Annotated in this window: 24 protein-coding genes; 15 read left to right on the top strand and 9 right to left on the bottom strand. The window is 41.4% G+C overall.

Translation table 11 applies throughout. The features are described from left to right. The first annotated feature begins 3 nt into the window (after window positions 1-3). A complete protein-coding gene (locus ACN20O_RS04045; protein ID WP_491637445.1) occupies window positions 4-609 on the top strand; it encodes an L-threonylcarbamoyladenylate synthase in 606 nt (201 codons plus the stop codon). Here ACN20O_RS04045 and ACN20O_RS04040 read toward each other — a convergent pair. Then, window positions 586-1,110, bottom strand: a complete 525-nt coding sequence (locus ACN20O_RS04040) for a DciA family protein (protein ID WP_491637443.1) — start codon at window positions 1,108-1,110, stop codon at window positions 586-588. The two genes, ACN20O_RS04045 and ACN20O_RS04040, sit on opposite strands and share 24 nt — an antisense overlap. 43 nt (window positions 1,111-1,153) lie before the next feature. Here ACN20O_RS04040 and ACN20O_RS04035 point away from each other — a divergent pair, with 43 nt between their 5' ends. From ACN20O_RS04035 to ACN20O_RS04025, 3 genes are read left to right on the top strand one after another with little or no spacing between them, the layout of a single operon-like run. Then, window positions 1,154-1,822, top strand: a complete 669-nt coding sequence (locus tag ACN20O_RS04035; protein WP_491637441.1) for a hypothetical protein — start codon at window positions 1,154-1,156, stop codon at window positions 1,820-1,822. Beyond that, complete coding sequence (locus tag ACN20O_RS04030) at window positions 1,812-2,744, top strand: hypothetical protein (protein ID WP_491637439.1); 933 nt, start codon at window positions 1,812-1,814, stop codon at window positions 2,742-2,744. The genes ACN20O_RS04035 and ACN20O_RS04030 overlap by 11 nt, the downstream gene beginning before the upstream one ends. Window positions 2,745-2,788: 44 nt before the next feature. Then, a complete protein-coding gene (locus ACN20O_RS04025) occupies window positions 2,789-3,301 on the top strand; it encodes a GNAT family N-acetyltransferase (protein ID WP_491637437.1) in 513 nt (170 codons plus the stop codon). Window positions 3,302-3,339: 38 nt separating this feature from the next. On the opposite strand, the gene rpsT is transcribed toward ACN20O_RS04025, so the two are convergent. After that, the gene (gene rpsT / locus ACN20O_RS04020; RefSeq protein WP_102244619.1) at window positions 3,340-3,603 is read right to left on the bottom strand and encodes a 30S ribosomal protein S20; all 264 of its coding nucleotides are present in this window, start codon (window positions 3,601-3,603) and stop codon (window positions 3,340-3,342) included. 165 nt (window positions 3,604-3,768) lie between these two features. On the opposite strand from rpsT, the gene ACN20O_RS04015 reads away from it, so the two are divergent. The 5 genes from ACN20O_RS04015 to ACN20O_RS03995 are packed head-to-tail and all read left to right on the top strand — an operon-like array spanning window position 3,769 to window position 8,254. Beyond that, entirely contained in the window at window positions 3,769-4,623 is an 855-nt protein-coding gene (locus tag ACN20O_RS04015; RefSeq protein ID WP_491637435.1) for a 3-hydroxybutyryl-CoA dehydrogenase, read from the top strand. Continuing rightward, on the top strand, window positions 4,610-5,413 hold the full coding sequence (locus ACN20O_RS04010; RefSeq protein ID WP_491637433.1) for an enoyl-CoA hydratase/isomerase family protein: 804 nt from the start codon (window positions 4,610-4,612) through the stop codon (window positions 5,411-5,413). Before ACN20O_RS04015 ends, ACN20O_RS04010 begins: the two co-directional genes overlap by 14 nt. Before the next feature lie 5 nt (window positions 5,414-5,418). After that, on the top strand, window positions 5,419-6,561 hold the full coding sequence (locus ACN20O_RS04005; RefSeq protein WP_491637431.1) for an acyl-CoA dehydrogenase: 1,143 nt from the start codon (window positions 5,419-5,421) through the stop codon (window positions 6,559-6,561). 57 nt (window positions 6,562-6,618) lie between these two features. Continuing rightward, a complete protein-coding gene (locus ACN20O_RS04000; RefSeq protein ID WP_491637429.1) occupies window positions 6,619-7,839 on the top strand; it encodes a hypothetical protein in 1,221 nt (406 codons plus the stop codon). Window positions 7,840-7,858: 19 nt separating this feature from the next. Next, complete coding sequence (locus ACN20O_RS03995; RefSeq protein WP_491637427.1) at window positions 7,859-8,254, top strand: hypothetical protein; 396 nt, start codon at window positions 7,859-7,861, stop codon at window positions 8,252-8,254. 38 nt (window positions 8,255-8,292) lie between these two features. Here the strand turns inward: ACN20O_RS03995 and ACN20O_RS03990 are convergent, their stop codons facing one another. Both ACN20O_RS03990 and ACN20O_RS03985 read right to left on the bottom strand, forming a co-directional pair. Then, complete coding sequence (locus tag ACN20O_RS03990) at window positions 8,293-8,742, bottom strand: hypothetical protein (protein WP_491637425.1); 450 nt, start codon at window positions 8,740-8,742, stop codon at window positions 8,293-8,295. A gap of 60 nt (window positions 8,743-8,802) precedes the next feature. After that, window positions 8,803-10,758, bottom strand: coding sequence for a hypothetical protein (locus ACN20O_RS03985; RefSeq protein WP_491637424.1), 1,956 nt, complete (start codon window positions 10,756-10,758; stop codon window positions 8,803-8,805). A 116-nt stretch (window positions 10,759-10,874) separates the two neighbouring features. On the opposite strand from ACN20O_RS03985, the gene ACN20O_RS03980 reads away from it, so the two are divergent. Both ACN20O_RS03980 and ACN20O_RS03975 read left to right on the top strand, forming a co-directional pair. Beyond that, the gene (locus tag ACN20O_RS03980) at window positions 10,875-12,032 is read left to right on the top strand and encodes a thiolase family protein (protein WP_491637423.1); all 1,158 of its coding nucleotides are present in this window, start codon (window positions 10,875-10,877) and stop codon (window positions 12,030-12,032) included. A gap of 26 nt (window positions 12,033-12,058) precedes the next feature. Next, window positions 12,059-13,105: a Crp/Fnr family transcriptional regulator gene (locus ACN20O_RS03975; RefSeq protein ID WP_491637421.1), complete on the top strand. Its 1,047-nt coding sequence runs from the start codon at window positions 12,059-12,061 to the stop codon at window positions 13,103-13,105. Window positions 13,106-13,107: 2 nt separating this feature from the next. On the opposite strand, the gene ACN20O_RS03970 is transcribed toward ACN20O_RS03975, so the two are convergent. After that, complete coding sequence (locus ACN20O_RS03970) at window positions 13,108-14,628, bottom strand: hypothetical protein (protein ID WP_491637419.1); 1,521 nt, start codon at window positions 14,626-14,628, stop codon at window positions 13,108-13,110. A 191-nt stretch (window positions 14,629-14,819) separates the two neighbouring features. Between ACN20O_RS03970 and ACN20O_RS03965 the strand changes: the two genes are divergently transcribed. From ACN20O_RS03965 to ACN20O_RS03950, 4 genes are all read left to right on the top strand, one after another. Then, a complete protein-coding gene (locus ACN20O_RS03965; protein WP_491637417.1) occupies window positions 14,820-15,644 on the top strand; it encodes a DUF4339 domain-containing protein in 825 nt (274 codons plus the stop codon). Next, window positions 15,634-16,551 carry an alpha/beta hydrolase gene (locus ACN20O_RS03960; protein WP_491637415.1) on the top strand — a complete coding sequence of 306 codons (918 nt, stop codon included), beginning with the start codon at window positions 15,634-15,636 and terminating at the stop codon, window positions 16,549-16,551. Before ACN20O_RS03965 ends, ACN20O_RS03960 begins: the two co-directional genes overlap by 11 nt. Further along, the gene (locus ACN20O_RS03955) at window positions 16,548-17,078 is read left to right on the top strand and encodes a hypothetical protein (RefSeq protein WP_491637413.1); all 531 of its coding nucleotides are present in this window, start codon (window positions 16,548-16,550) and stop codon (window positions 17,076-17,078) included. The genes ACN20O_RS03960 and ACN20O_RS03955 overlap by 4 nt, the downstream gene beginning before the upstream one ends. 63 nt (window positions 17,079-17,141) lie before the next feature. Continuing rightward, window positions 17,142-19,163, top strand: a complete 2,022-nt coding sequence (locus tag ACN20O_RS03950) for a serine/threonine protein kinase (protein ID WP_491637411.1) — start codon at window positions 17,142-17,144, stop codon at window positions 19,161-19,163. 2 nt (window positions 19,164-19,165) lie between these two features. Here the strand turns inward: ACN20O_RS03950 and ACN20O_RS03945 are convergent, their stop codons facing one another. Genes ACN20O_RS03945 through ACN20O_RS03930 form a run of 4 tightly spaced genes read right to left on the bottom strand, consistent with a single transcriptional unit; the run spans window position 19,166 to window position 23,614 of the window. Further along, window positions 19,166-20,032, bottom strand: coding sequence for a pyruvate, water dikinase regulatory protein (locus tag ACN20O_RS03945; protein WP_102244604.1), 867 nt, complete (start codon window positions 20,030-20,032; stop codon window positions 19,166-19,168). After that, window positions 20,029-20,997, bottom strand: coding sequence for a tRNA (adenosine(37)-N6)-dimethylallyltransferase MiaA (gene miaA, locus ACN20O_RS03940; protein ID WP_491637409.1), 969 nt, complete (start codon window positions 20,995-20,997; stop codon window positions 20,029-20,031). The genes ACN20O_RS03945 and miaA overlap by 4 nt, the downstream gene beginning before the upstream one ends. Next, on the bottom strand, window positions 20,994-22,706 hold the full coding sequence (gene mutL, locus ACN20O_RS03935) for a DNA mismatch repair endonuclease MutL (RefSeq protein ID WP_491637407.1): 1,713 nt from the start codon (window positions 22,704-22,706) through the stop codon (window positions 20,994-20,996). The genes miaA and mutL overlap by 4 nt, the downstream gene beginning before the upstream one ends. After that, on the bottom strand, window positions 22,706-23,614 hold the full coding sequence (locus tag ACN20O_RS03930) for a diguanylate cyclase (protein ID WP_491637405.1): 909 nt from the start codon (window positions 23,612-23,614) through the stop codon (window positions 22,706-22,708). Before ACN20O_RS03930 ends, mutL begins: the two co-directional genes overlap by 1 nt. Window positions 23,615-23,677: the final 63 nt, after the last annotated feature.

The raw sequence follows: 23,677 nt of genomic DNA, 5'->3' as shown, positions 1-23,677 counted from the left end.
TTTATGAAATTAACTTCAGATAGCGTTTTCATTTATCCAACGGATACAGTGTGGGGCATTGGCGCCTCAATCCATTCAGAGGCCGCTCATAAGCGCATTGCCGCTATTAAGAGAACATCTGATGATAAACCCTTATCCATTATGTTTACTGACGTGAACACTCTCTATAAGAGTTTTAATCTTCCGGATTTCATGAGTGTGTCTTGGCTTCGAAACTATTTTAAGCTTGAATCAACATTAGGTCTTCCGAGAAAAATCTCTAAAATTTCTATTCCTTCATGGGTGACCGGAAAGAGTGAATTTGTCTCTGTCCGCTGCCTGGATGATGCTGCTTTAAAAGACATTTCTGATGCCATAAAGGCGCCGTTTTTTACGACGAGCTTAAACCTCACAGGCGAGCCTCCGATCATTAATTTTGCTGATGCTGAAGCTTTTCAAAAAGATCATGCACCCGATGCAGAACTTTTTGGCGATAGCTCTCACAATCTTTCAGGAAGATCATCGACGATTGTCTTTTATAAAGGGGACTCGTTTGAAGTGATCCGCGAGGGAATCAAAATTGAAGAAATTAAAAAGCACTTGAAATTAACTGGGCTTAAAATTTCCTGATTGGATGTAAAGCGAGATCATTTTTTCTCTGATCTCCTGGTCTTCAATATCTTTAAACAATTCATCCGCATCTCTTTTTAATTTCTTAAATTCCGGCGAGTGCGGGTGAAGTCTGTTTTCATTTTTCTTTTGTTTTTCAGGCGTGGCAATGAACTGTGTGTATTGTCGGTCAAAGTGCGTGCTGTCGACAATGAACTTGATGTTGTTGATGGATTTTTCAAGCGACGGGAACTTGGCAAAAATCTTCTTTTTTAAAGGCAGTTCCATAAAACTCAATTCATTGGCGAAGGCCGAATGATTAGAGAGAACAATGAGTGTGCCATTTTGATTTTTTAGTGGAATCGTATGTTCAGAAAGTTTGTCGCCAGCGATTTCTTTCCAGGCCTTAATCAGGCTGATGAAATCGAAACTATCAGCAATTTGCGCGTGTTTGCTTTGCTCCTGTTTATTACGGGGAGCAGAGCCTTCAAAATCGATGAATTGTGAGAGTTTTTTTAGCATAAAAAAGGTTCTAGCATTATAGCTTTTAGAGTACACTAACGCCATGAAAGTGCGATTTTTTTCTATTCTGGCTATGCTTTTGGCCCTCACATCGTGTGCCGGTTATCACTTCAATACTAATAACAACCCTTTAATTGGTTACGATATTCGTTCTATTGCAGTGCCTATGTTTGTGAATCGCTCAGTCATTCCCGAACTCGCTGCACCAATGACCAAAGAAATCATCTTTACCCTAAACGATTATTCTGGACTCCGCGTTTTCAGTGGAGAAAACGAAGCGGCCGATGCTGTGTTGGTTGGTATTATTGAATCGCGCGATCACTACAATGAAGCAGTCAAAACAACTCAAACGCTCTTTACTGATGATACGATCAAATCGTCAGTTGGTGACCGAAGCCCATTTTATTATCCAGTTCAAACGACCTACAGATTTTCATTAAGAGTGTATTTAATTAAACGCCCTTCAAAAGAAGAAATTCAGCTTTTAACAACTGACATGGGGCAATTCATGAAAGTGAATCCAAAAGTTGTTTTAATGGACACTATTGACCTCTCTGGCTCGTTCTCGCGTGCAGTTGGTGAAACGACAACGGCAAATGCTGTAGGGAAGACCAACTTTGTAAAAAACAAAGGTGTTTTTGAAAAGAGTCTGCAGGATACAGCGATCAGTGCCGCTAAAACTTTCAGACAGGTTGTTCTTAATGCTTTCTAAACTACTGCCTTGGGATTTTCTGCCAAAACACCCGATGACTATCGATCCGAAAAGACCGGGGCTCTATGCCTTTTTAGTCTCAGATCCTTATCTTGAACGCGTTCTTTTAGACCGCCTCCCTAAAAAAGAAATTCCTTTCTCTCTGTATTCCGGAGTGGAAGTGACTCGCGATTTTATCGAAGAGCATTTTGTAAACCTTTCTTTCTTTTCCTCAACTGATCATATCCAGGTGATCAATGGTGAAAATATCCAGGCCGCGAATCTCGCTCTTTTAACGGAGTCGGGGATCGACTGGAGCGAGCGTTTTATGGTGATCTTTTTCACGAAGAGTGGAAAGACGTTTACTGACTTCGCTAAAAAAGCTGATGTCTTGGCCTTTGAAATTGAAGAGCCTCGCTTCTGGGAAGGAGTGAAGATCTGGCAGTTTTGCCAGAAGGCGCGCGAAGTGAATCTTCCTCAAGACGTGAGTCGTTTTGTGCTTGATCATTTAGAGCATAACTTCGAATCTTTTTTCTGGGTGATTGATACAATTAAACTCAATTTTCCTGAAGGAAAAATCAATCTCGAAGAATTAAAAACATTTGTGCAGAAAGAGCGCTGGGATTTTTTTGAACTGATTGATCTCTTCAACGACAATCCAAAAAAGTTTTTCAATGAAGTGCTGAAAAAAGGGGATGAAGACTATGAATGGCTTCGTTCGCTGTTTGCTTTCATGCAAGGGCACCTGGCAAAAGTCCTGTTTCCGGATGAGTTACGTGGAAAGGCGAAGCTCTCTAAATATGACCAAAGTATTTTGGTTGTAAGTGAAAAGTGGAAAAGAAAGGACGTTGAAAAATACCTGCAATTTTTCTCGGAATTAGAAATCCTAGCAAAATCAAGCGATCAGCTCTTGATCAATAAACTCCGGTTAGAAATTATCTAGACGAGTCACCTTGACTCCCAAAAAAGTGATACCATCTTAGTATCATGAAAAATTTTGAATTTAAAAAACTCGCTCATGAAGACCTCCCATTACTGCACTCGTGGATGAAAAGACCGCACCTTCAGGAATACTGGACGGAGCAGACGATTCAAGACTACGAATCATTTAAGGAAAAATACAAAGGCGCTATTGAGTCTGAGGAAGTGACTCCTTATCTGGTTATGCTTCAGGGAAAGCCGATTGGTTATATCCAATCATATAAAGTTGATGGCAAGACCTTTGGGATTGACCAGTTTATTGCGGTTCCAGAATTCATCAATAAAGGATTGGGAAGCATGTTCGTGAAGGAATTCTCGGACGAGCTACTGATTAATCAAAAAGCGACTCGCGTGATCACGGATCCATCTGTGCTAAACCTACGCGCACAAAAAGCATACGAAAAGGCCGGCTTTAAAAAGCTGGAAGTCGTTCAAGGTGCGGATGGGGAAGTGTTGATGATGGAGAAAAAACGAAGAGAGAGAAAAACTCAGTCGAAGAAAATAAAAAAAGCCTCATAGTACTATGAGGCTTTTTTATATCTTAAAATCTTTACAGATTATTTAAGGTTGTTGATTTGAGAAGCTAGACGAGAAGTCTTTCTTGCAGCTGTGTTAGCTTTGATAACGCCAGTCTTAGCAAGTTTTCTTAGTTCAGCTTGAGCAGTTTTAAGAACAGCAGCTGCAGCTTTTTTGTCGCCAGCAGTGATTGCATCTCTAACTTTTTTTACAGCAGTCTTAGTTTTAGACTCGTTAACTTTGTTAGCAAGGTTCTTCTTGATATCTTGTTTTGCTCTTTTTTCTGATGATTTGTGGTTTGCCACAATTAACTCCTACCGTTAGATATTTTCAACTTTAACTTTTTGCACTCAGCAATTAATGAGACTCATTTTTTATTCTAATTGTAAAAACTTGGCAAGGTTTTATTTGTGAAACCATGGCCTGGTTTGTATCATTAGGGCGTTTTTACCATTAAGAGTGAGGTATATATGCAAAATGTTCAATCCATTGGGATTGTTGGCGCGGGGCAAATGGGCCGTGGAATCGCGCAAGTAGCTGCAATGAGTGGCTACACTGTTCAAATTTACGATGTTTCTCCTGAAGGACTTAAAAAGGGAGTGGATTTTATCGAAGCTCAACTTAAAAAGGGCGTAGAGAAATCAAAGTGGGATTTAGCCTTCGTAGACAAGACAATGAAAGCAATTTCAACAGTTTCTGATATGTCTAAACTTTCAAACTGCGATCTTCTTATTGAAGCAGCTACTGAAAATAAAGCGATTAAATTTGATATCTTTAAAAAATTAGATGAAGTCGCAAAACCGGGAGCGATCCTGGCGACAAACACTTCTTCAATTTCAATCACTGAAATTGCAGCCGTGACTAAACGTCCAGCACTTGTCGCTGGTATGCACTTCATGAACCCGGTTCCGGTTATGAAACTGGTTGAAGGAATCAGAGGTCTTGAGACTTCTGATGAAACATTCAACACAGTAGCAGCTGTATCTGAAAAGATGGGGAAAGTTTTCGTTCGCGCTAACGACATCCCAGGATTTGCGGTTAACAGAATCCTTATGCCAATGATTAACGAAGCAGTGTACGCTCTATACGAAGGTGTAGCGAGTGCATCTGATATCGACCAGGCGATGAAACTTGGAACAAATCAACCAATGGGGCCGCTTGAGCTTGCCGACTTCATCGGACTTGATACATGCCTGGCGATCATGAACGTTCTTCATGATGGATTGGGAGACACTAAATACAGACCGTGCCCGCTATTAAAGAAATACGTACTAGCTGGTCGCATGGGGAAAAAATCAGGAAGAGGATTCTATGAATACAAATAAATCATACACGTCATTAAAATTTGAACTTCAGGAAAAATTCGGGGTGATCACGATCAACCGCCCGACAAAACTAAATGCACTTAACACTGAAGTGCTAAGCGAACTAAAAGAACTTCTTACTGACCTCAAGTCAGATGATAAGTTTGAGATGCTTGGACTGATCCTTACAGGTGAAGGTGAAAAAGCTTTTATCGCTGGTGCTGACATCGCTGAGATGGCAGACATGACTCCAAGTGATGCTTATACACTAGGGCAACTTGGTCAGCAGGTAACGCTTCTGTTTGAAACAATCCAGGTTCCAGTGATTGCTTGTGTAAACGGATTTGCTCTAGGTGGCGGATGCGAAATGGCGATGAGCTGTGATTTTATTTATGCGACAGAAAACGCAGTTTTTGGTCAACCAGAAGTTAAGCTTGGTTTAATCCCAGGTTTTGGTGGAACTCAAAGACTAGCAAAACTAGTTGGGAGAAATAACGCAAAAGAACTTATTTTCTCTGGAAGAAACGTAAAAGCTGACGAAGCTTTAAGAATGGGGCTAGTTGTTAGAACTTTCGCTACAAAAGACGCGATGATGGCCGAAGCAATGAAGACTTTAAAGTCGATTGCTCAGAATTCTCCATTTGCTGTAGGAATTGCAAAAAAAGTTATGAATGAAGGTATTGACTTAACTATCGCGGAAGGTTTACAGCTAGAAAAGAGACAGTTTTCAGGCATTTTCTCGTCAGAAGATATGCATGAAGGAACTAAGGCCTTCGTGGAAAAACGCGCACCTAACTTTAAAGGAAAATAAAATTTATGAGTATGTACGACCCGCAATACACAGAAATCAGGGATTTAGTTTCAAAATTCACTGATACAGAGGTTGCACCTCTGGCGGCTAAGATTGACCATGATGGGGTAATTCCACAGGATCTTATCAATAAGCTTTATGAAAATGGCTTCATGGGTTCTTATATTCCTGAAGAATTTGGTGGAGCTGGGATGGATTACACATCTTACGCAATCATTGTTGAAGAAATTTCTCGTGGATGTGCGTCAACCGGAGTTCTTATTTCTGCCCACACATCTCTTTGTATGTGGCCGATCCTAAGCTTTGGGACAACTGAGCAAAAACAAAAATTCCTTCCAGGCCTGGCGTCTGGTGGAGTGATCGGATGTTTCTGTCTATCTGAGCCCAATGCTGGTTCAGATCCTGGAACTCTGGCAACTTTTGCTGAAGACAAAGGGGACTACTACGAACTTTCTGGGACAAAAAACTTTATCACTAACGGTAAAGATGCAGGAATTGCGATTGTTCTGGCAAAAACGACGAAGACAAACGATCACAAAGGGATCACGGCCTTTATCGTAGACACAAAAACAGAAGGATTCCAGGTTCAAAAACTGGAAGACAAATTAGGGATTAAAGGATCAACGACGGCTCAAATCTGGCTTAACAAAGTAAAAGTTCCAAAAGCGAACATTCTTGGTGAAGTTGGAAAAGGATTTAAAGTCGCTCTTTCAACTCTTGATGGTGGACGCATTGGAATTGCAGCTCAGGCCTTAGGGATCGCTGAAGCGGCTTTCAGATACGCTAAGAAATATTCGAAAGAAAGAGTGCAATTTGGAAAACCGATTTCTGAGCTTCAGGCCATCCAGTTTAAGCTGGCGGACATGTCGACAGAGATTGCGGCTTCAAGACTTTTAATCATGCACGCGAGTTACTTAAAAGATAACGGTCTTCCTTACTCTAAGGAAGCAGCTCAGGCGAAACTGTTTGCTTCAGAGGCTTGTATGAGAATTACAACTCAGGCCATTCAGGTTCTGGGCGGAAATGGTTACACGAAAGAGTACCCGTGTGAGCGCCATTTCAGAGACGCGAAGATCACTGAGATTTATGAAGGAACTTCTGAAATCCAGCGCATCGTTATTGCGGCCAATGAATTAAAAGGCGTTTAAGTTTTTATAAATTGAGACAGGTATTAATTGATAAAAAAAATATTGGAGAATCTAGGTATGAAGAAGCCCGCAAAACCGGCAGCTAAAAAAGCAGCAGCAAAGCCTGCGCCTAAAAAAGCCGCACCTCCGGCAAAAAAGCCAGCTGTAAAGTCAGTGGCTCCTGCGAAGAAAGCTGCGGTAAAACCAGCTCCTGCGAAAAAAGCTCCTGCTAAAGTTGCTGCAAAACCAGCAGCCAAAGCAGCTCCTGCGAAAAAGGCAGCGGTGAAGCCAGCTCCAGCGAAAAAAGCAGTGGCTAAAAAACCGGAAGTAAAAGGTAAATCTCAGCAAGGTCTTCAGAAAAAGATCCAGGATAAAATTGCAGCAAGCAAAAAAGCTTCTCAAGATAAAGCAGCTAAAAAAGCAAAAGAAGTAGATGCTAAAAAATTAGCTGAAGAAAAAAAGAAAGCGGCCAAAGCTCAGGAAGCTCAAAAGAAAGCAGACAAGCAGGCCAAAGAAAAAGAGAAAGAAAAAGCAAAAGCAGCAAAATTAGCTGAGAAAGAAGCAGCGAAAGCGGCTAAAGCAGCAGCAAAAGAAGCAGCAAAAGCACCAAAAAAACTTTCTAAAAAAGAAGAAAAAGAACTTCTAAAAGCTAAAGGCAAAAAAGGCGCAGTTGAAGAAGAGGAGCTGGACGAAGACGGACTGCCGATCAAGAAACGCGTTGATGAAGACGAAGAAGAAGATGATTTCGAAAGCGACACTCCAAAAAGAGTAAAGATGACTTTCGATGAAGACATCGAAGAAGAAATCATTCCTGTCAGGAAAAAGAAAAGTTCAGCAATTGATGAAGACATTAAAGAAAACCTGGCAGAAGAAATTCTTGCCCTTTCTGAAGACTTTTCAATTGAAGATGTTTTCTCTTCTATCAGAAGCATGGAACTTTTCAAGGTTGAGACAGACGAGTGTGTAGTGCGTGGTTGTGACAACCCTTCTACTACTTCTGGGTACTGCCGTTACCACTACATTAAACTTTGGAAGGACGTTAAGAAAAAGCAACTTATCCTTTCTGAAGGAAGACTGGCAAAAATCATTGAGGAGCTTGTTCGCAAGTACCCAATGAAATACATCGAAACAATCATTCAGGATTTAGCTGATGATAAGGCCTTCAACCACGTTCTTAAGGATCTGGATATTGAGACAGATGCAGAAGAGATCGATGGATTTGATGATGACGAGTTACTGGACGACGATCAAGATATCGCGTTTGAAACTAAAGTTGTTAAGCCTTCATTCGACGATTAATAGGTTAGAGAGAAAACAGATGAAAAAACTTATTTTAGCTTTATCACTAGTGCTGACTTCTTTCGTTTTTGCGGAAGAGGTTCCACTTCCTGAAAAAGTTGTTATGTATGATAATCCAACGCTTAACGGGCTTCCGTTTGCGGCGGTTTTCTCTCACGACTACCACTCAAACGCGACATACGGTGGCGTGGATATCGTAAAGATGACGAGCAATAGTGCCGTGCTCGTTTGTGCATTTTTAGGCCTTGGTCGCCCTTATACGTATAAATTGGCAAAGGTGCAGACAAAGGTTGCTAGCGTTCTTTATGTTGATTACAACCTGATTGCGAACCCTGTAGAGACTCGTTGGGCCGACGAGAGAGGGGATTTTGCGACGACGGTCTTCAGTACGATAGGATGTTTTAGGAAATTATAAAAAAAGGCTCCCATTGGGAGCCTTTTTTATTTGTGGAGCTATTCGCCCAGTAGCAGATCAGCTTGCATTGTGAGTCCTACGTTTTCGCGAGTGACTCTATAGAAAAACTTTTCGTTTCCGAATTCAGCCTCATCCCAGTCCAGGATATATTCATCCCAGATTTCATCTTCAGTGTCTTCGTGAGCAAAAAATTGATCGAAGAAAATACCTGCGCCGTCAAACATTTTGTCCATGATTTTATCAGCGTCTGTCTTTTCGTTCAGATCACATGAAAGGAAAAGAGTTGTTGGAGTTTCGAATTTATCCAGGCCGACGTATGAAATCACTAGTAGTGCTTCATTCGGGTAAGAGAAACCAAACACCTCGAAGGTTTTTTCGTCTTTTAAGCATTTGTCGCCGTAGATGTTAAGTAGGATTTGTTTTAATCCATCGGCCCATTCTTTAGGGAAAAGAACCGCTTTAATGTCGTGGTCAAGGCGTGAAAACATGAGTCATCTCCAAGTGGAATTGAGAGACTGATTTAACAATAAAAGGGCCTCTTTGCAATGTTAATTCATGGTGTTTGAGAGGAGCTTTTCGATATCCTCGCGTTTTAACGTGACTAAAACGTCGCGGTCGCTGACGGCACTGATGTTAGTTGGAGTCACACCGAGTTTACTATAGAGCCTGCGGTGGATCTTAGAAGTATAAATATACACTGTTTTAATCTCCGGGTCAGAAAGCACGAGACCAGCGGCCTGATTGATAAGAGACTTCGAGAGTTTTTCTGCATCTGCATCTTTTGAAACTGTCAGGCGCACGATCTCTGCTGATTTTTCACCGGGCTTTCTTTCTAATTTTTTACCGATGGCCTTTTCCAGAGGGAGTAGGTCATCACTTTTTCCAGAGATAACGACACCGACACCACCTTTAAAGTTCTGTGCGTCTTTCACTGGACCTGGAGTGTTGACGATGAGTTTTGTTCTTGGAGCAAAGTCCTGGCTTGATTTAATGAAGCCTTTAATTTCATCGGGAGTCAGGTTTAAGCGTTCAGAGTAAATATCACCAACAAATTTCCAGTAATCATCAGGAAGGGATTTCATATGCTGATCGCTTACGCGCTCAATTTTAGAGAGATCCATGTAGGTGAATGTTCCCTGATCTTTTGTCGTGAATTCTTTTGCCCATTGGTTTTTTTCAAGGGGAGAACTCTTTAAACTCGCTCCAATTTGCGAAGAGGTCGCTGCTGTGCTGGTGAGTTGAGGGGGGAATTTTGCTTTGTAAAATTTAAGAACCGGTCCTGGAATTTCTGGAGCAAGTGCCAGCGCCCATCCCATTGAAGCGATAAACATTGTATCTTGGTACTCAGTTTTACAATCGGCCAGGGCCTGAAACTTACTAGTGTCGGCAGAGACAAAATACTTCTGCTCTAAATTTTTACAAGTCTCACCAATTTTGATGACTTCAACAGTTTGAAGAGCATTGGTTGAAAGACCAACAGCAGCTCTTGAAAGCCAAGCTGCTTGTTCGATTTCTTTTGCGGTTAAACCCCAGCGAAGAAGTTTTGCTCCGAGTGCGCCTTCAAGTCCAAAGACGCCTGCGCGCCCCCAAGGCCCCAGTAAAAAGGGAGCGATAAAAAGTGATGTTTCAACACCAACTTTAACCATGGCATCACGCTTTCTTTCTTTTTCTCTTTTTTGTGAAAGTGAACACAGCATGTTTTGTTTGTCGGCAGGAGGAGGAATCATTTCAAAACGATCCAGAAGATCATCGACGATTTGAGGATGATTTGACGTTAAGTTCTCCAGATATTTTTTGGCATACGCTCCGTTATTTTTATGAGGGAGTGGTGCTTGTGGATCATTTAAGTAGCGATCGTAACTATAAACTTTATCTAAAAGAGTTTGAGCTGTTTCACGGCTGGCATTTTTCACCAGGTCTTGAATGACATTTGGTGGAGTAGGGATGTCATCGTTTTTAAAATCCTGTATTTGTTTTTTGATATACTCTTCAATTCCTGTGTGACTTAGGATTGGTCTTTTTGCCAGTAAAAGTGCTTTTGATCTTTGTACTAATGCCAGTTGATCTTCGAGCTCCAGTCTGCGAACCGGGCCGCATCCACCGTTACTCGTATAACAGTATTGAAGACGTGCTTGAATTGCACGGACATTGATAGAGATTTGATAAAGAGTGCGGAAATCTTCTTTTGTTCCTTCCCATTCTTTTTTGATTTGCGGCTCGAGTTTTTTATTGTTCATCTCGCGGCCATCTAAATAGCGGAACATATCAGCGTAGAGATCTTTTTTCTGGCGGTAAATTTCTTGGTGAGTTTTAATTTCGCCTTCAATCCACAAATAGGTTTCGATGGAAGCGAGGTTTTTAGGAAGTACTTCTCCACTTTTAGTAAAAGTGTCAGTGCAGGGGCCTTTACTTAAAGCATCCTGGCAAAGTGGACTGCCTAAGGCGGTGTTGGCCCAAAGGAAGGCGGCCAGAGTGAGAAATGTAAGGTTTTTAGCTGTTTTCATTGGGAAACTTATCGGATTTCCATCGAATTAGTTGAGAGAAAAAGGCCGTTTTTATAGGCAAATAGGTGAAAATTATGGTTTAATGACCCAAAATTTTATCAAAAAGGAGACTAAATATGAGCGTTTATATTCTTTCAGGGGCCCGTACACCAAATGGTAGCTTCATGGGATCTCTTAGCGGAGTATCAGCTCCAAAACTTGGTGCTGTGGCCATCGAAGCAGCTCTTAAAAAAGCAGAAGTTGATGCGAGCAAAGTAGACGAAGTTTTCATGGGGAACGTAGTGAGTGCAGGTGTTGGACAAGCTCCAGCTCGTCAGGCTGCTATCTTCGCAGGCCTTCCAGAATCAGTTCCATGTACGACAATTAACAAAGTTTGTGGTTCAGGACTAAAAACAATCATCACTGGTGCTCAAACGATTATGGCCGGAGACAACAAACTTGTTGTTGCTGGTGGAATGGAAAATATGTCAATGGCACCGCACCTTCTGATGAATTCAAGAAATGGATTTAAGTTTGGTGATGCTAATATGAAAGACGCGATGGCATGGGATGGACTAACTGACGCTTACGCTAACGTTCCAATGGGTGTTTGCGCTGAAGAAGCTGCAAAAAAATACACAAACAGAGAAGAGCAAGACGCATACTCAATTGAATCTTTCAAACGCGCTCAAGCAGCGATTAAAGACGGAATCTTCAATTCAGAAATCGCAGCAGTTACAATCAAGGGACCAAAAGGGGACACTGTTGTCACAACTGACGAAGGTCCAGGAAAAGCGAACTTTGAAAAAATGCCATCGCTAAAACCTGCTTTTGATAAGAACGGAACGATTACAGCGGCAAACGCTTCGACAATCAACGACGGAGCAGCAGCTATCGTTTTAGGTGGTGAGGAATACAAATCACAAGCAAAGTTCAAGATTGTTTCATACGCTAGCCACGCTCAAAGCCCAACATGGTTTACAACTGCTCCAGTTGAAGCTGTTAATAAGGCCCTAAGCAAAGCTGGGCTTAAACTTGATCAAATTGATCTATTTGAAGTGAATGAAGCTTTTGCAGTGGTTGCACTAGCGGCCATGAAAGAGTTAAAATTAGACCATAGTAAAGTTAACATTTACGGTGGTGGAGTGAGCTTAGGTCACCCTATCGGATGTAGCGGAACCAGAATCGTAGTGACATTGATGACAGCAATGGAAAACAAAAAAGCGAAATATGGTATGGCCGCAATCTGTATTGGTGGTGGAGAAGCACTTGCTCTAGTACTTGAAAGAATCTAGTACTTCATTCATTTTTAAGGATTGTCATGACGACAGGAACAGCGGCGGCGCAGAAGAAATCAGGAATTAAAACTCTGGCCCCAGGGCAGATTCTCTTTAACGAAGGCGACGCCGCTGATTCCATGTACATCATTCAAAGAGGCCAGCTGCGACTGTTTCGTCCTAAAGGAAAAGGCTTCGTAGAAATTGCTGTTCTTCGCTCGGGAGAGATGCTGGGGGAAATGGCCTACTTCGATCCCGAATCAAAAACCAGAAGCGTTTCTGCCTCAGCAATCACTTCAGTTGAAATCATCGAAATTTCTTTTAATGCTCTTGAAAAAACCATGTCGGGTCTAAACCCATGGTTTAAGACTTTGATCAATACACTGGCAGAGCGCCTGAGAAAGACTAATGAGAGAGTGAGAGCTCTGGAGAATAACTCCGTAGGATTTTCTTCTGACTATAAATTTTTTCAATCAGCAGAGGTTGTAAAAATGCTCTCAGTTATGTTCTTAACTTTTAGAAGTTTAGGTGAGAACAGAGAAGGTAAGTGGAATTTAAACTACAATAAGATCAAAACCTACGCATTGGATATCTTCAATATCAATGAAGCCAAAATGGAAGAATTCATTCAGCTTTTAACGGATGAGAAGTTAATTGAAGTGAGTATAGATGAGCTGGATTCATCAAAAGTTTTTAGCACTCGCGAGCCAGATACATTCAGAATTTTCCAGGTTTTCTTCAACACTCAAAGATCCCTGCGCGATGAAAAGAAACTTACCATCACAGCGAAGTGTGAGAAGTTTCTGATCAAAGTAATGGAGGAGTGTGACGCCCTTCCTGTTGTCGATGGGAAAGTTGATCTTGAGATCTCAAAAATTGCAGCGCACTTTAAACAATACAATATGGGAATCACTCTGGATGATTTCGAAGGTGCTAAAAAAGCAAAGTTCTGCGGAGAGTACCGCATGGGCGAAAACGGTAGTATCAGCACTACCATCAATATCGATTACCTGAGAAAAATGTATCCGGTGATCAGGTTCATGAACGCCCTCAACCGTTTAAACGAGTTGAAGGCGAAGACGAATCCTTAGATTTAATTACTATTTTTTGAATTATAAAGAACGCTGATCGTATTTGATGACGTGTTCTGAATTTTATAATTTCCATTCAGGCGGATAAAATATCCTGACGTTGTTCCGCTTGGCATGTTGGCCACTTTGTACCCTTGATCCAGGGCCGCAGTATACTGAAGTCCCATGTAGTCCCATCCATTTGTGGCCGATTGAGGAACAAGCGAGCCATTGATGCGAACTTCGATTGTTGATGTGTTAGGTTCGCCATACTGAAGGTAAACATAACCATAAGTGGTTTTTTCAGCATTGAAAGTCACAGTTAAACAGTTTGGATAAACGATTTTATCATTTCCGTCTACACCATGAAGCTGGATCATTTTTCCAGTGAATGATTCACCAGGAGTAGGGTAGAAACGCGTGTTTCTTGTTGCTGAGACGTTATCAAATGTATATCCATCACTCGGATTTGATTCACCTGTTCTGTTGGCCAGGATTTTACCATCTGAGCGCACAACTCTGATTGTCGAAGGGTCAATAGAAGTTGAAGCCCCAGTCACCGGCCAGTAGTCGTATTTATGTTTTAAGATACTTTCAGTAATTGAAGTCTGAAGACCGTCAAAGATATGATTGAATCCCACTGTACAAAGATCATAGCTATCGAATGATAGACTATCCATTGGATTTAAATGGTCGTTTGCTCTGTTCATACCATTTGTGTACTCAGCTTTGTAGATAGTATCTGCAACGTATTTATAACGTTGGTTAACAGCACCAACGCCGTTAGTACATAATCCTTTTGTGCTGCTCTTGATTTGTGAGATGTTGATAAATCTCATCATAAGAGAATTTAAGCTGTTGCTGCTAGAGTATCCAGTTCCTGAACAGTTTGCATAAGAGTTTCCACGCATACAAAGAAGCTTATTAATTTGAGCATCGACTTTTGCTTTCCATGTTGAAGTACCACACTCACCATATCCTGTTTCCAGTTCACAAGTGTCATCATCCTCGTTAGAAATCATAACGACGATGGTGTAGGCTTCATTTCTAAAAATTCCATTTCCACGGTTTGCTTCAATTACCTGAGTCGCGCGGTTGATACCGGGCTCTGCTGATTGATTGCTTGTTGTGAAATTTAAACTTTGAGCAGCTGTTGCTTTATCTTTTAGGATTCCCATTGCTGTCGTGTTAAGTCCAATCGGGTTTTTTGCCACTAATTGAGCTTCGTAAAGCGTATTAGCATTTTGTGAAACCAGAGGAACTGAAAGAATATGGTAATCGAATCTTTCTGGAATACTGCTAATAAGAGAGTTCATAGAAGCTTTTGTACTGCTGTTAACTAAGCTAAAGCTAGAAGAGTTATCCCATAATAAGAGGATATCTACTTTAGGGCTGATGAGTGTTGATTGAGCACACAGTTTATTGGCCGTGGTATCCAGTGCGCTTAAACTAGTGTTCTGTGATCCTTTGTTGACCGCAAATTCTTCCTTTGCACAGGCAGAAAAGAGGAGAATCATGGCCATCATCAGTAGTTTGTTTTTCATAAATTACCTTATCCGTACGAAAGTTCACACGTCTTCATAAGACTATTCTTTAGACTTATCGGATTCTTAGGATATTTCTTGAGATAGTTGATTAAAATCCTCTTAAAAGGGCAAAATGTTCAATCTTTTTTTGTAATTTCAAAAAGTTAAAATAGAAGGATAGGCATGTATATAAGGATGGGGAGAACTATATGGTTAACTGGTATTACGTAGTGGGTAGCGAGCGCGTGGGCCCGGTCAGTGTAGAGGCACTCAAACAACTTTTTTTGAATAACGAAATTACAAATGAGACATATATCTGGAGAAAAGGGTTCCAGAATTGGGAGCGCTTAAAAGATGTCGCTGAACTTTCTTTTGAAGAAGAAGAGACAGCCGTAGAAGTAGAAGCAGCAATGCCAGCACCGACACCACTTCCACAAAGAAGAGCGGAAGTAAAAAAAGAAGAACCGATCAGACAAGAAGGGCCATCTTCTCCTGAAGTTCACTTCACTTTTGACTGGAGAAAAACGAAAGAGAATGATGAACTTTTTTTCGTGAGAATTGGTAAAGACAGAAAGACAAGTGACTCAGATATCTTCGGGCCATACTCGATGACTGAATTAAAAGAGGCCCTGAAAGAAAAAAGAATCAATCTTCAGACTTTGGTTTTTGCACCAGGAATGAGTTCATGGGTAAAGATTGAAGAGACTCCACTTAATGATCAGCATCGTCCGGGATCAACATCCATTGCATTGAATGAACAGCCACTAATGCTGGTGTTTGATTATACACCATTGCCATTGGTGACGATGGTGAAAAAAGCGGGAGTGAAAGATGGGGTGTTGCTGGGAGCAGGTCCATTTTTAGAATTCACTAATAAAACAGTGAAGGCCTCTCTTTATGTAGGCAGTGAAATTAAAGCTAGAGATGTGCAAGTGATTGTGCAGAACTACGATAAAAGAGACCAGTCGATTGAGTGTCTGTTTATGGACTTAAACCAGGACGCTAAACGAATCATGCTAAATCATGCAGTCTAGAAGAGATGCACCTCATTTAGAATGGAAAAATCTCAGTGAAGAGGTGAGAGTGACTCACTTTTCTTCCGAGCGCCACGGGATGTATCGTCCTGAGCAGATTTATTTAAAACACATTCAAGCAAGAAGGCCTGGCACAAATCCAGTGACCTTTTTTTTATTCCATGACCTCTCAGCTTACCACGGGCGTTTTCTCAATTTCATAAATTGGTTTCGTGCTCAACACCCTAACGTCTCTTTTGTCCTGATGGATTTTTTAGGACATGGGCTTAGCTCAGGAACCCGTGGGCATATTGAAAAATTCGGTGACATTGCTTCAGATGTTGTGACAGCGCTGGAGTTGATTGAAAAAAAACCAGATGAAAAATGGGTGGCCTTAGGTCATGGCCTTGGGGCACTGGCCCTTCTGGAAGTAGCCAATCGTTTTGATGAATCTATTGAGGGGAAAATTGACAGTTATGTCGTTTCAAATTTTGTTTTAAATTTTTCTTCGATGATGCTCGAAATTCAAAATAAACTTTTGACGTCAGCTCTTCCTCTGGAAAATCTTATGAAGACTGTGAGACCTATGGAGATTTATCTTCCATCAATGGTACTCACTCACCCGGGAGAGCAGACTGCTTACCTGGAAGACCCGCTAATGATAAGAAGGCCAACATTCCAGACTTTCCAATGCATCGGGCACAAAGTGAAGAGTATTTACCAAGATGCCTATTTTCTTGATAAACCAACTCTGCTTTTAAAGAGTGAAAGTCCATACCTTTTTTCGAGAGGGATGGAGTCGTTTTCCAAGGGTTTTAAAAAGGGATTTTTGACAGAAAAGAAGTATCCAAATTTAAAACATGACTTGTATAATGAAAGAGATAATTTAGAAGTTTATAACGATATTGCTCATTGGGTCCAATCATGAAAAAGTCCTACTCTCTCTTTGTTTTATTTGCCATGGTTTTAGCGCTTAGTTCATGCGCGAATTTAAGTAAAAATACAGTGAAAGAGGGAAGCTTTGTCGTGAGAAACGGAACGGCCGGGGATAAGATCTGGAAAGAAAATTTAACTCTTACCAGAGTGTCTTGGTACCACGAGCTGACGATGGAGTTCGACCTGATCATGGGAAGCATTTCTCCACAGTCTGGCTTTAACTTCTGGTTTTCTGCAGGGGAGCTGGCCGAAATCGGAAAATGCCAGGACTTCAAAGTTGTTATGGCCTACTCACTTGATACCAAGATCCTTCCGTACTCAATTTTAAATGAGCAACTGGACCTCGCAGGATATAAAAAAATCGACCTGCTTACATTTAAGAAACATTTCCTTCAACACCCGGACTCTGAAATGAATTCATTGCGTTTATATCAGGTATACGGGATCTGCCGTTCGGCCAACGAAACTAAACCACTGATTTTTAACTTCCCAGGATTCACAGAAAAAGTAGTCAACTAAACAAAAAATTGGCTTAAGTTTTTCTTTAAATCTTCCGATATAAGGTATCGGGAGCTTTAAAAAATGTCAGAATTAGCAAAACGCGATCGATTCGGACGCTATCTTATCCTAGACCACTTGGTGGATGGCGGTATGGCAAAAATTTGTCGTGCCCGCTTTTTAGGTGAGCAGGCGGACAAAGTTGTTGCCATTAAGATGGTGCAGCCGCAGTTTTCTAAGGATGAAGCTTTCAAAACCATGTTTATGGATGAGATCAAAGTTACCTTTGGTCTTCTTCACCCGAACGTTATTCAAACTTACGATTACGGTATGAACAAAGGGCAACTTTTCGTTGCCATGGAGTACTGTGATGGCCGAAACTTAAAAGAATACTTAGACAAGTTAAAAGAACGCAAGTTCGTTTTCCCGGTTGAAATTTCAACTTATATTATCTCGCAAGCGTGTCAGGGACTTTATTATGCTCACACGTTCAGAGATAAATTAACCGGACAGGAAGCGAATATCATTCACCGTGATATCTCTCCACACAACATCATGCTTACGTATGATGGTGCGGTTAAGATTATCGACTTCGGTATCGCTAAATCACAAACAAATTCTGAGTCGACTCAAGCAGGGACAATTAAAGGTAAGCTTTCTTACCTGGCACCTGAATACCTTGAAGGACTAGAGCTTGACCCTCGTTATGACCAGTTCGCTCTTGGGATTACACTTTGGGAAATGCTGTGCTCGAGAAAGTTGTTCAAAGAAAACAACGATCTTGCAGTACTAAAGAAGATTCAGGAATGTAAAATTCCAGTTCCTTCTTCAATCAACCCGAACGTTCCAAAAGAACTGGATGAAATCGTCCTTAAAGCATTAAGCAAGAACCGTTCGAAGCGTTTTGAAAACCTTGATCAGATGAACCGCGCGCTAATGAAGTTCTTGTATGCAAAATACCCGGACTTCAACGCGACAGACTTATCTTATTTCGCTCAGGAGCTTTTCAGAGAGGAAATTAAGAGAGACCGCGAGAAAATGTTCGAATACGGTAAGATTGATATCAAGCCTTATCTTGATGATCTAAGAAGAGAGCAAGAACGTGGTGGATCAGCTGCTCCAGTTGTAGGAGTTAATGGCGGATCAGATTCTCCGGCGATTAAGAAAGAGGCAGTCCTGGACTTTGGTTTTGAAGACCAAGCTGCGATTAAGAAAAGAAATACTATCACTGTAAAGAAAACTTCAGTGACGCCAAAAGATAAGACCTTATCCGGTGACGACAATACAATGTCGAGAAGGATTGCTGATATTAATGACAGTACCATGACCAACCTGAAACAGGGGACAGGGACGAAGTCAAAAGTCAGCAAAGAAGGGACTAAGATTCTAAAAGGCGAAAACAAAACAGATACAAGAAAGACATCGACCAAAGCACAAAAGACATCTCCAATTACTTATGCGGCCTTGATCGCATTCTTATTGGGTGGTGCTTATTACTACTACGTAAGTTTCTTTGCAGAACCAGAACACGTGGCAGTTGTGGAGCCGGTTAAGAATCCAAACGCCGAGAAACCAGTTCGTCAACCAGCAAACGACATCACTCCTACTGCACAGGCAGAAGGTGTGGCGAAGATGACGTTAAGTCATTTTGATAAGCAGAAGATGCAGGTTTTTGTTGATGGCCAGGCACAATCAGTAGATTTATTAAACTCCATTCAAGTGCCAGTTGGAAGACCATTTGTTCTTCGCGTGCAGATTGATGGCAAAAAACATTTTATTAAAGAATTAAATCTTGCCAACAACACTTCGGTGGAGGAAGAAATTCCTGAAATGCCAAGCATCCCTTATGGGTATGTTCATACATCAAAAGATTGTGCTGTTGCCGGTGAAGTGCGCTTTGATATTTACGGTGAAAAACGCGTGAGTCCAGTTCCGATGAACGAAGACTTCGGTGTAGCTTTCCCGTTAAATCTTGATGAGTACGGAAAGGTGGCGCCTGCGACTTATGAGCTTTTCTTCAAGAAGACAGGTGAAGAGATTGAGCGCAAAATTGAAATCACGATTAAGCGCGAAGATCAATCAATCGACCTGTGCGAGTACCTGTAGGACTATTCGTTAGACTCTTCTTTCTTTGTCTGCTTAAAGATATTATTTTTTCTCATACTTAAAAGTTTCATGATATCCGCTGCCGTCTCTTCAAGGGCCTTATCGGTCACGTTGAAGACCGGCCAGCGCTTGTTTTCTTTAAAGATTCTATTGGCCCACTCGACTTCTTCTACAATTTTATTATGTTCAGCATAGTCACCTTGGTGCTTTTCAGCTCCCAGGCGTTGCAGGCGATTCTTTCTGATTTCTCTTAAGGACTCAGGATCAATAGTCAGAGCAAAGATTTTTCTCTGGTCGACTTCAAAGAGTTCGGTCGGCAAAGGCTGGTCTTTGATCATCGGAATATTGACAACTTTAATTCCGTGCTGAGAAAGGTAAACAGAAAGTGGAGTTTTTGAAGTTCTTGAAACACCGACGAGGATAACGTCTGCTAAGTGAAGAGACGCAAGGTTTCTTCCATCGTCATGGTTGAGAGTAAACTCCATCGCTTCAACACGCTTGTAGTACTCGTCATTGACGGCGTGAAGAAGTCCAGGTTCACTCATTGGTTCCTGGTTAAAGTAGTTAGAAAAAGCGGTTAGGGCCGGTCCAATTAGATCCAGTGTGCGCACTCGTGTAGTGCGCGAAAGCTCGGCGATGTATTCGCGAAGTTTTCCAGAAACAATCGTATGGATAATCAGATCGTGGTGAACGGCCGCTTCATTAAAAATAGCGTCGATTTGTTCAGTGGTGCGGATGTTTTTATAACGGGTAAAAAAAACTTCACGCTCTTTAAACTGGGCCATAACTGCACGGGAAATCGCTGTTGCAGTTTCTCCTGTTCCATCGGAAATGATGATAATTTTCAGGCGCTTTGTTTCGAGGTTCATTTTTCTTCCTTTATAAATGTTTCCACTCTATCCATTATCATACCCTGATCATGGAGCGGATTAAAACTTTCTTTTGGCGTTATCTTATTGAAAAATGTTCTCTGGCTTTTGGCCAGCTGACGAGTCGAGATAGAAATGCGCTCGATACATTCTTTTTCTGTGGCAAAAAGACCCCGGCGAAGCTCAATGGCCTCTTTGTAGCCGATAGAGGCGAGGGGCTTTTCTTCCAGGCTAAAACCAGCGCGGGCAAGACCTTCGATCTCCTCCATTAATCCCTGAACAAACATCTCTTCCGTGCGTTTTGTGATCACCTGGAAATGTTCATCTTTAGGAAGATCGAGATAAATATGCAGAATATCCCAGGGATGAGCGATTTGAGAAAAGTCGTAAGGGTTTTGTTCGTCTAATTCTTTTTTTTGGTCAGAGATTTTATTTCCCGTCACTTCAAAATGTTCAACTGCTCTCATTAGACGGTAGTGGTCGTTGGAGTGCAGATTCACCAGAGACTGCGGGTCGTGAATTTTAAGGTATTCAATAAAAGGAGCGATCCCTTCTGCTTTATACCACCCATCTAGTTTGTCTTTTATTTCCTGAGAAGGAGTGGGAGATTCATACATTCCCTTTAAAAGAGCGCGCAGGTAAAAGGCGCTTCCCCCAACGAGAATGATGACCTTATTTTCTTTCATCAAATCTAAAATGAGCTTTTCTCCAATTTTAATAAATTGGGCGGCATTCATCGGGCTTTTGATGGATTCGATGTCAACCATATGGTGTTCGATACCGGCCTGCTCAGCTTTAGTTGGCTTGGCCGTACCGATAGAAATCTCTTTATAAAAAAGCAGAGAATCAAAATTAACCACGGCCGCTTTTTTTCCAAGGTCGTTTTGGATTTTCTGTGCGATAGCTATACTTGTTTTGGTTTTCCCGGAAGCGGTTGGCCCTGAGACGATGATGAGTTTATTCATGCTTTAAACAAGCTTTTTAAACGCTCATGCGAGAGCTCGACAGAGAACTCAGCGCATAGAGGAGTATTGAGGTATTTTTCAATAAAATTATCAGGAACAGACATCAGCAGATCGTCGTTGATAAATTCGTGATAGAACTTTTTAAATGAATCCTTCTCATAATTCTGAGTTTTTGGAAGCTCGTAATACTTAATCAGCCCTTCGGCCACAGAGTTTAAAAGCACTTGTGGAAGAAACTTGGGAATCGTTCTTAAAACAATATACTCAGCATTCAGGCGGTCGAATTCAAAACCTAAGGCCTTTAAGTCTTCAATGTGTTTATCGACTTTTCCTTTGAGCATTTTAAAAGGTTCACTGATCAGAAGCGGCCCAGCTGATTCATCGTTTAATGAAAAGTGCTGAAGCTCTTCGCTAATAGTACATGAAAGAAGCTTTCTTAAATCGACTAATGTCGGTTTTCCCTGATCAGCAATTAAAAACTGAGTTAACAGTCGCTGAAAGCGCGGGGGAGGTGTCAGCAGCGACTCCGACTTAAAGAGGCTATAGTCAGCAGAGCTTTCCTCATTTGTGTTGGAAAAATTCATCAGGTCAAAGTTTCTATTTTCGTCTTTCGAAAAAAAAGAAGGAGTGCTTTCTGGAGAGTTTCCTGAAAAATCAAGGCCCAACGAAGGTGGGGCTTCAATCGCCTGAGTTTTAATTCCGGCCTTAATTGAAGTCACCAAAAGAGAGTAGACGACGTCTGATCTTAAAAACTTGATCTGCGTTTTATTTGGGTGGACGTTGACATCAATATCTTCAGGCGGGGTCTGGATATCAATCACGTAGTGACCGCTTTCTCCAAAACGCCAGAAGATATCCAGGTTTCTTAGCACTGCCTGATGCAATGATTTATCCTGGAAGAAGCGCTTGTTCACAAAAAGATAGTGGTGGCGGTACTGCGGAGTCGTATGTGTTTCTCTGGTGAAATACACCTGAACTTTATATCCTTCGTACTCTTGAGAGGCCGCAATGATGTTTTTTGTCTCAGTTTTTCTTGAGAAAAAAACCTGAGCGATTCTTTCGATATCGTTGTCTTCTTCAACGGCCTTAAAGATCTCTTTTTCTTTTTCATCCCATTTAATAGTGAAAGTCACTTGAGGGTGAGAGAGAACAAAAGAGTAGATCATTTTTTTGAGCGCAGACTTTTCACTAACTTTTGATTTAATGAACTTAAGTCTCGCCGGCGTATTGAAAAAGAGGTCTTTGATATAAATCGAAGTCCCTTGGGTGCTGGCGCGCTGAGGGATAAGAAGCTCTGTGGCCCCACCATTGATAATGATTTTTCCACCTTCGGCACTTAAGTCTTTAGGCTGAGTGGTACAAGTCAGGCGCGCTGATGCTGCCACTGAGGCGAGCGCCTCTCCACGGAAACCAAAACTATGAAGACGATAGATATCTTCAAAACTTTTAAGTTTCGAAGTCGCGTGGCGAAGAAAAGCAAACGGAAGGTTTTTGAAACTCATTCCGTGGCCGTTATCTTCAATCGATAAGAGGTCCATGCCATTTTCAATTAAATGCAGATGAATTTCAGTTGAACCGGCATCGAGAGAGTTTTCAATCAACTCTTTTAAAAGCGAAGCAGGGCGCTCGAGCACTTCACCGGCCTTAATCTGGTCGATAATATGTTCCGGCAGAATTTCAATGGTAGGATTAGAATCTATTGATGTCATTAGCCCCTATAGAATTGAACCTGATTCCTGCCCCCTTCCTTAGATTTGTAAACAGCTTCATCAGCTCTCTTAAAGAGATCTGTTCCGGTGTTTACGCCTTGGCGGTAATCTGCAACTCCAATAGATGCGGTTACGGGAAGTCGTTTCCCGTCGTACATAAATTCTTTGTTTTCAATCAGCTTTCTTAATCTTTCAGCGATTTCAAAAGACTGCTTTAAGTTTGTCTTTGGTAAAAGAATAACGAACTCTTCTCCACCGTAACGGGCGAAGACGTCCTGCTCTCTGATTCCGTTTGTACGGATGAGGCCTGCCATTTCTTTTAAAACGTAGTCTCCGGCATCGTGGCCGAAGTTGTCGTTAAGTTTTTTAAAGTGATCTAGATCGAAGATGATTAGCGATAGAGGATCACCTGTCACTTTTGATTTGTTTACTTCAAGAGTGATTCTGTTGTTGAAATAACCTTTGTTGTAACAACCAGTGTGTTTATCTGTGTTAGCTTCAAGGTTAAGTTTATCGTATGTCAGTCTTTCAGGATCTCCCTTTGGAAGATACTTAAGAGCGATACTTCCGATCTTAATGATGTCACCCTTTGCAAGAGTGGCATTGCCTTCAACTTTTTTATTGTTAAGATATGTTCCGTTTTTTGATCCACTGTCTTCAAGGACGTGAGTGTCCCCTTGAGCATGAAGTTTGAAGTGGTAGCGTGAAACACCGTTAAACTCTAAAGCGATAGAGTTATCCGCGTTTCTACCTACACCTGTTGTTGATTCAATAAGATCAAACAGCGTTCCATTTAAATCACCACCAACCACGAGCAAAGCAGCGGGCTTTTGTTGTGCTTCTTTTTCCGAAGCTTGTAAAGCGGCCCTAATGTCGGTTAAGACAATGGTTGTGTCATCAGTACTCATTGAACAGGATCCTTTTCTATTAGTGATTTCTTAGCTTTTAATTTTAACTAAGGGTCAAACTTT

The sequence above is a fragment of the Bacteriovorax sp. As-1 genome (assembly GCF_058446905.1).
Note: the sequence above shows the minus strand (reverse complement) of the source record. Positions and strands in the feature narration are given on the sequence as shown.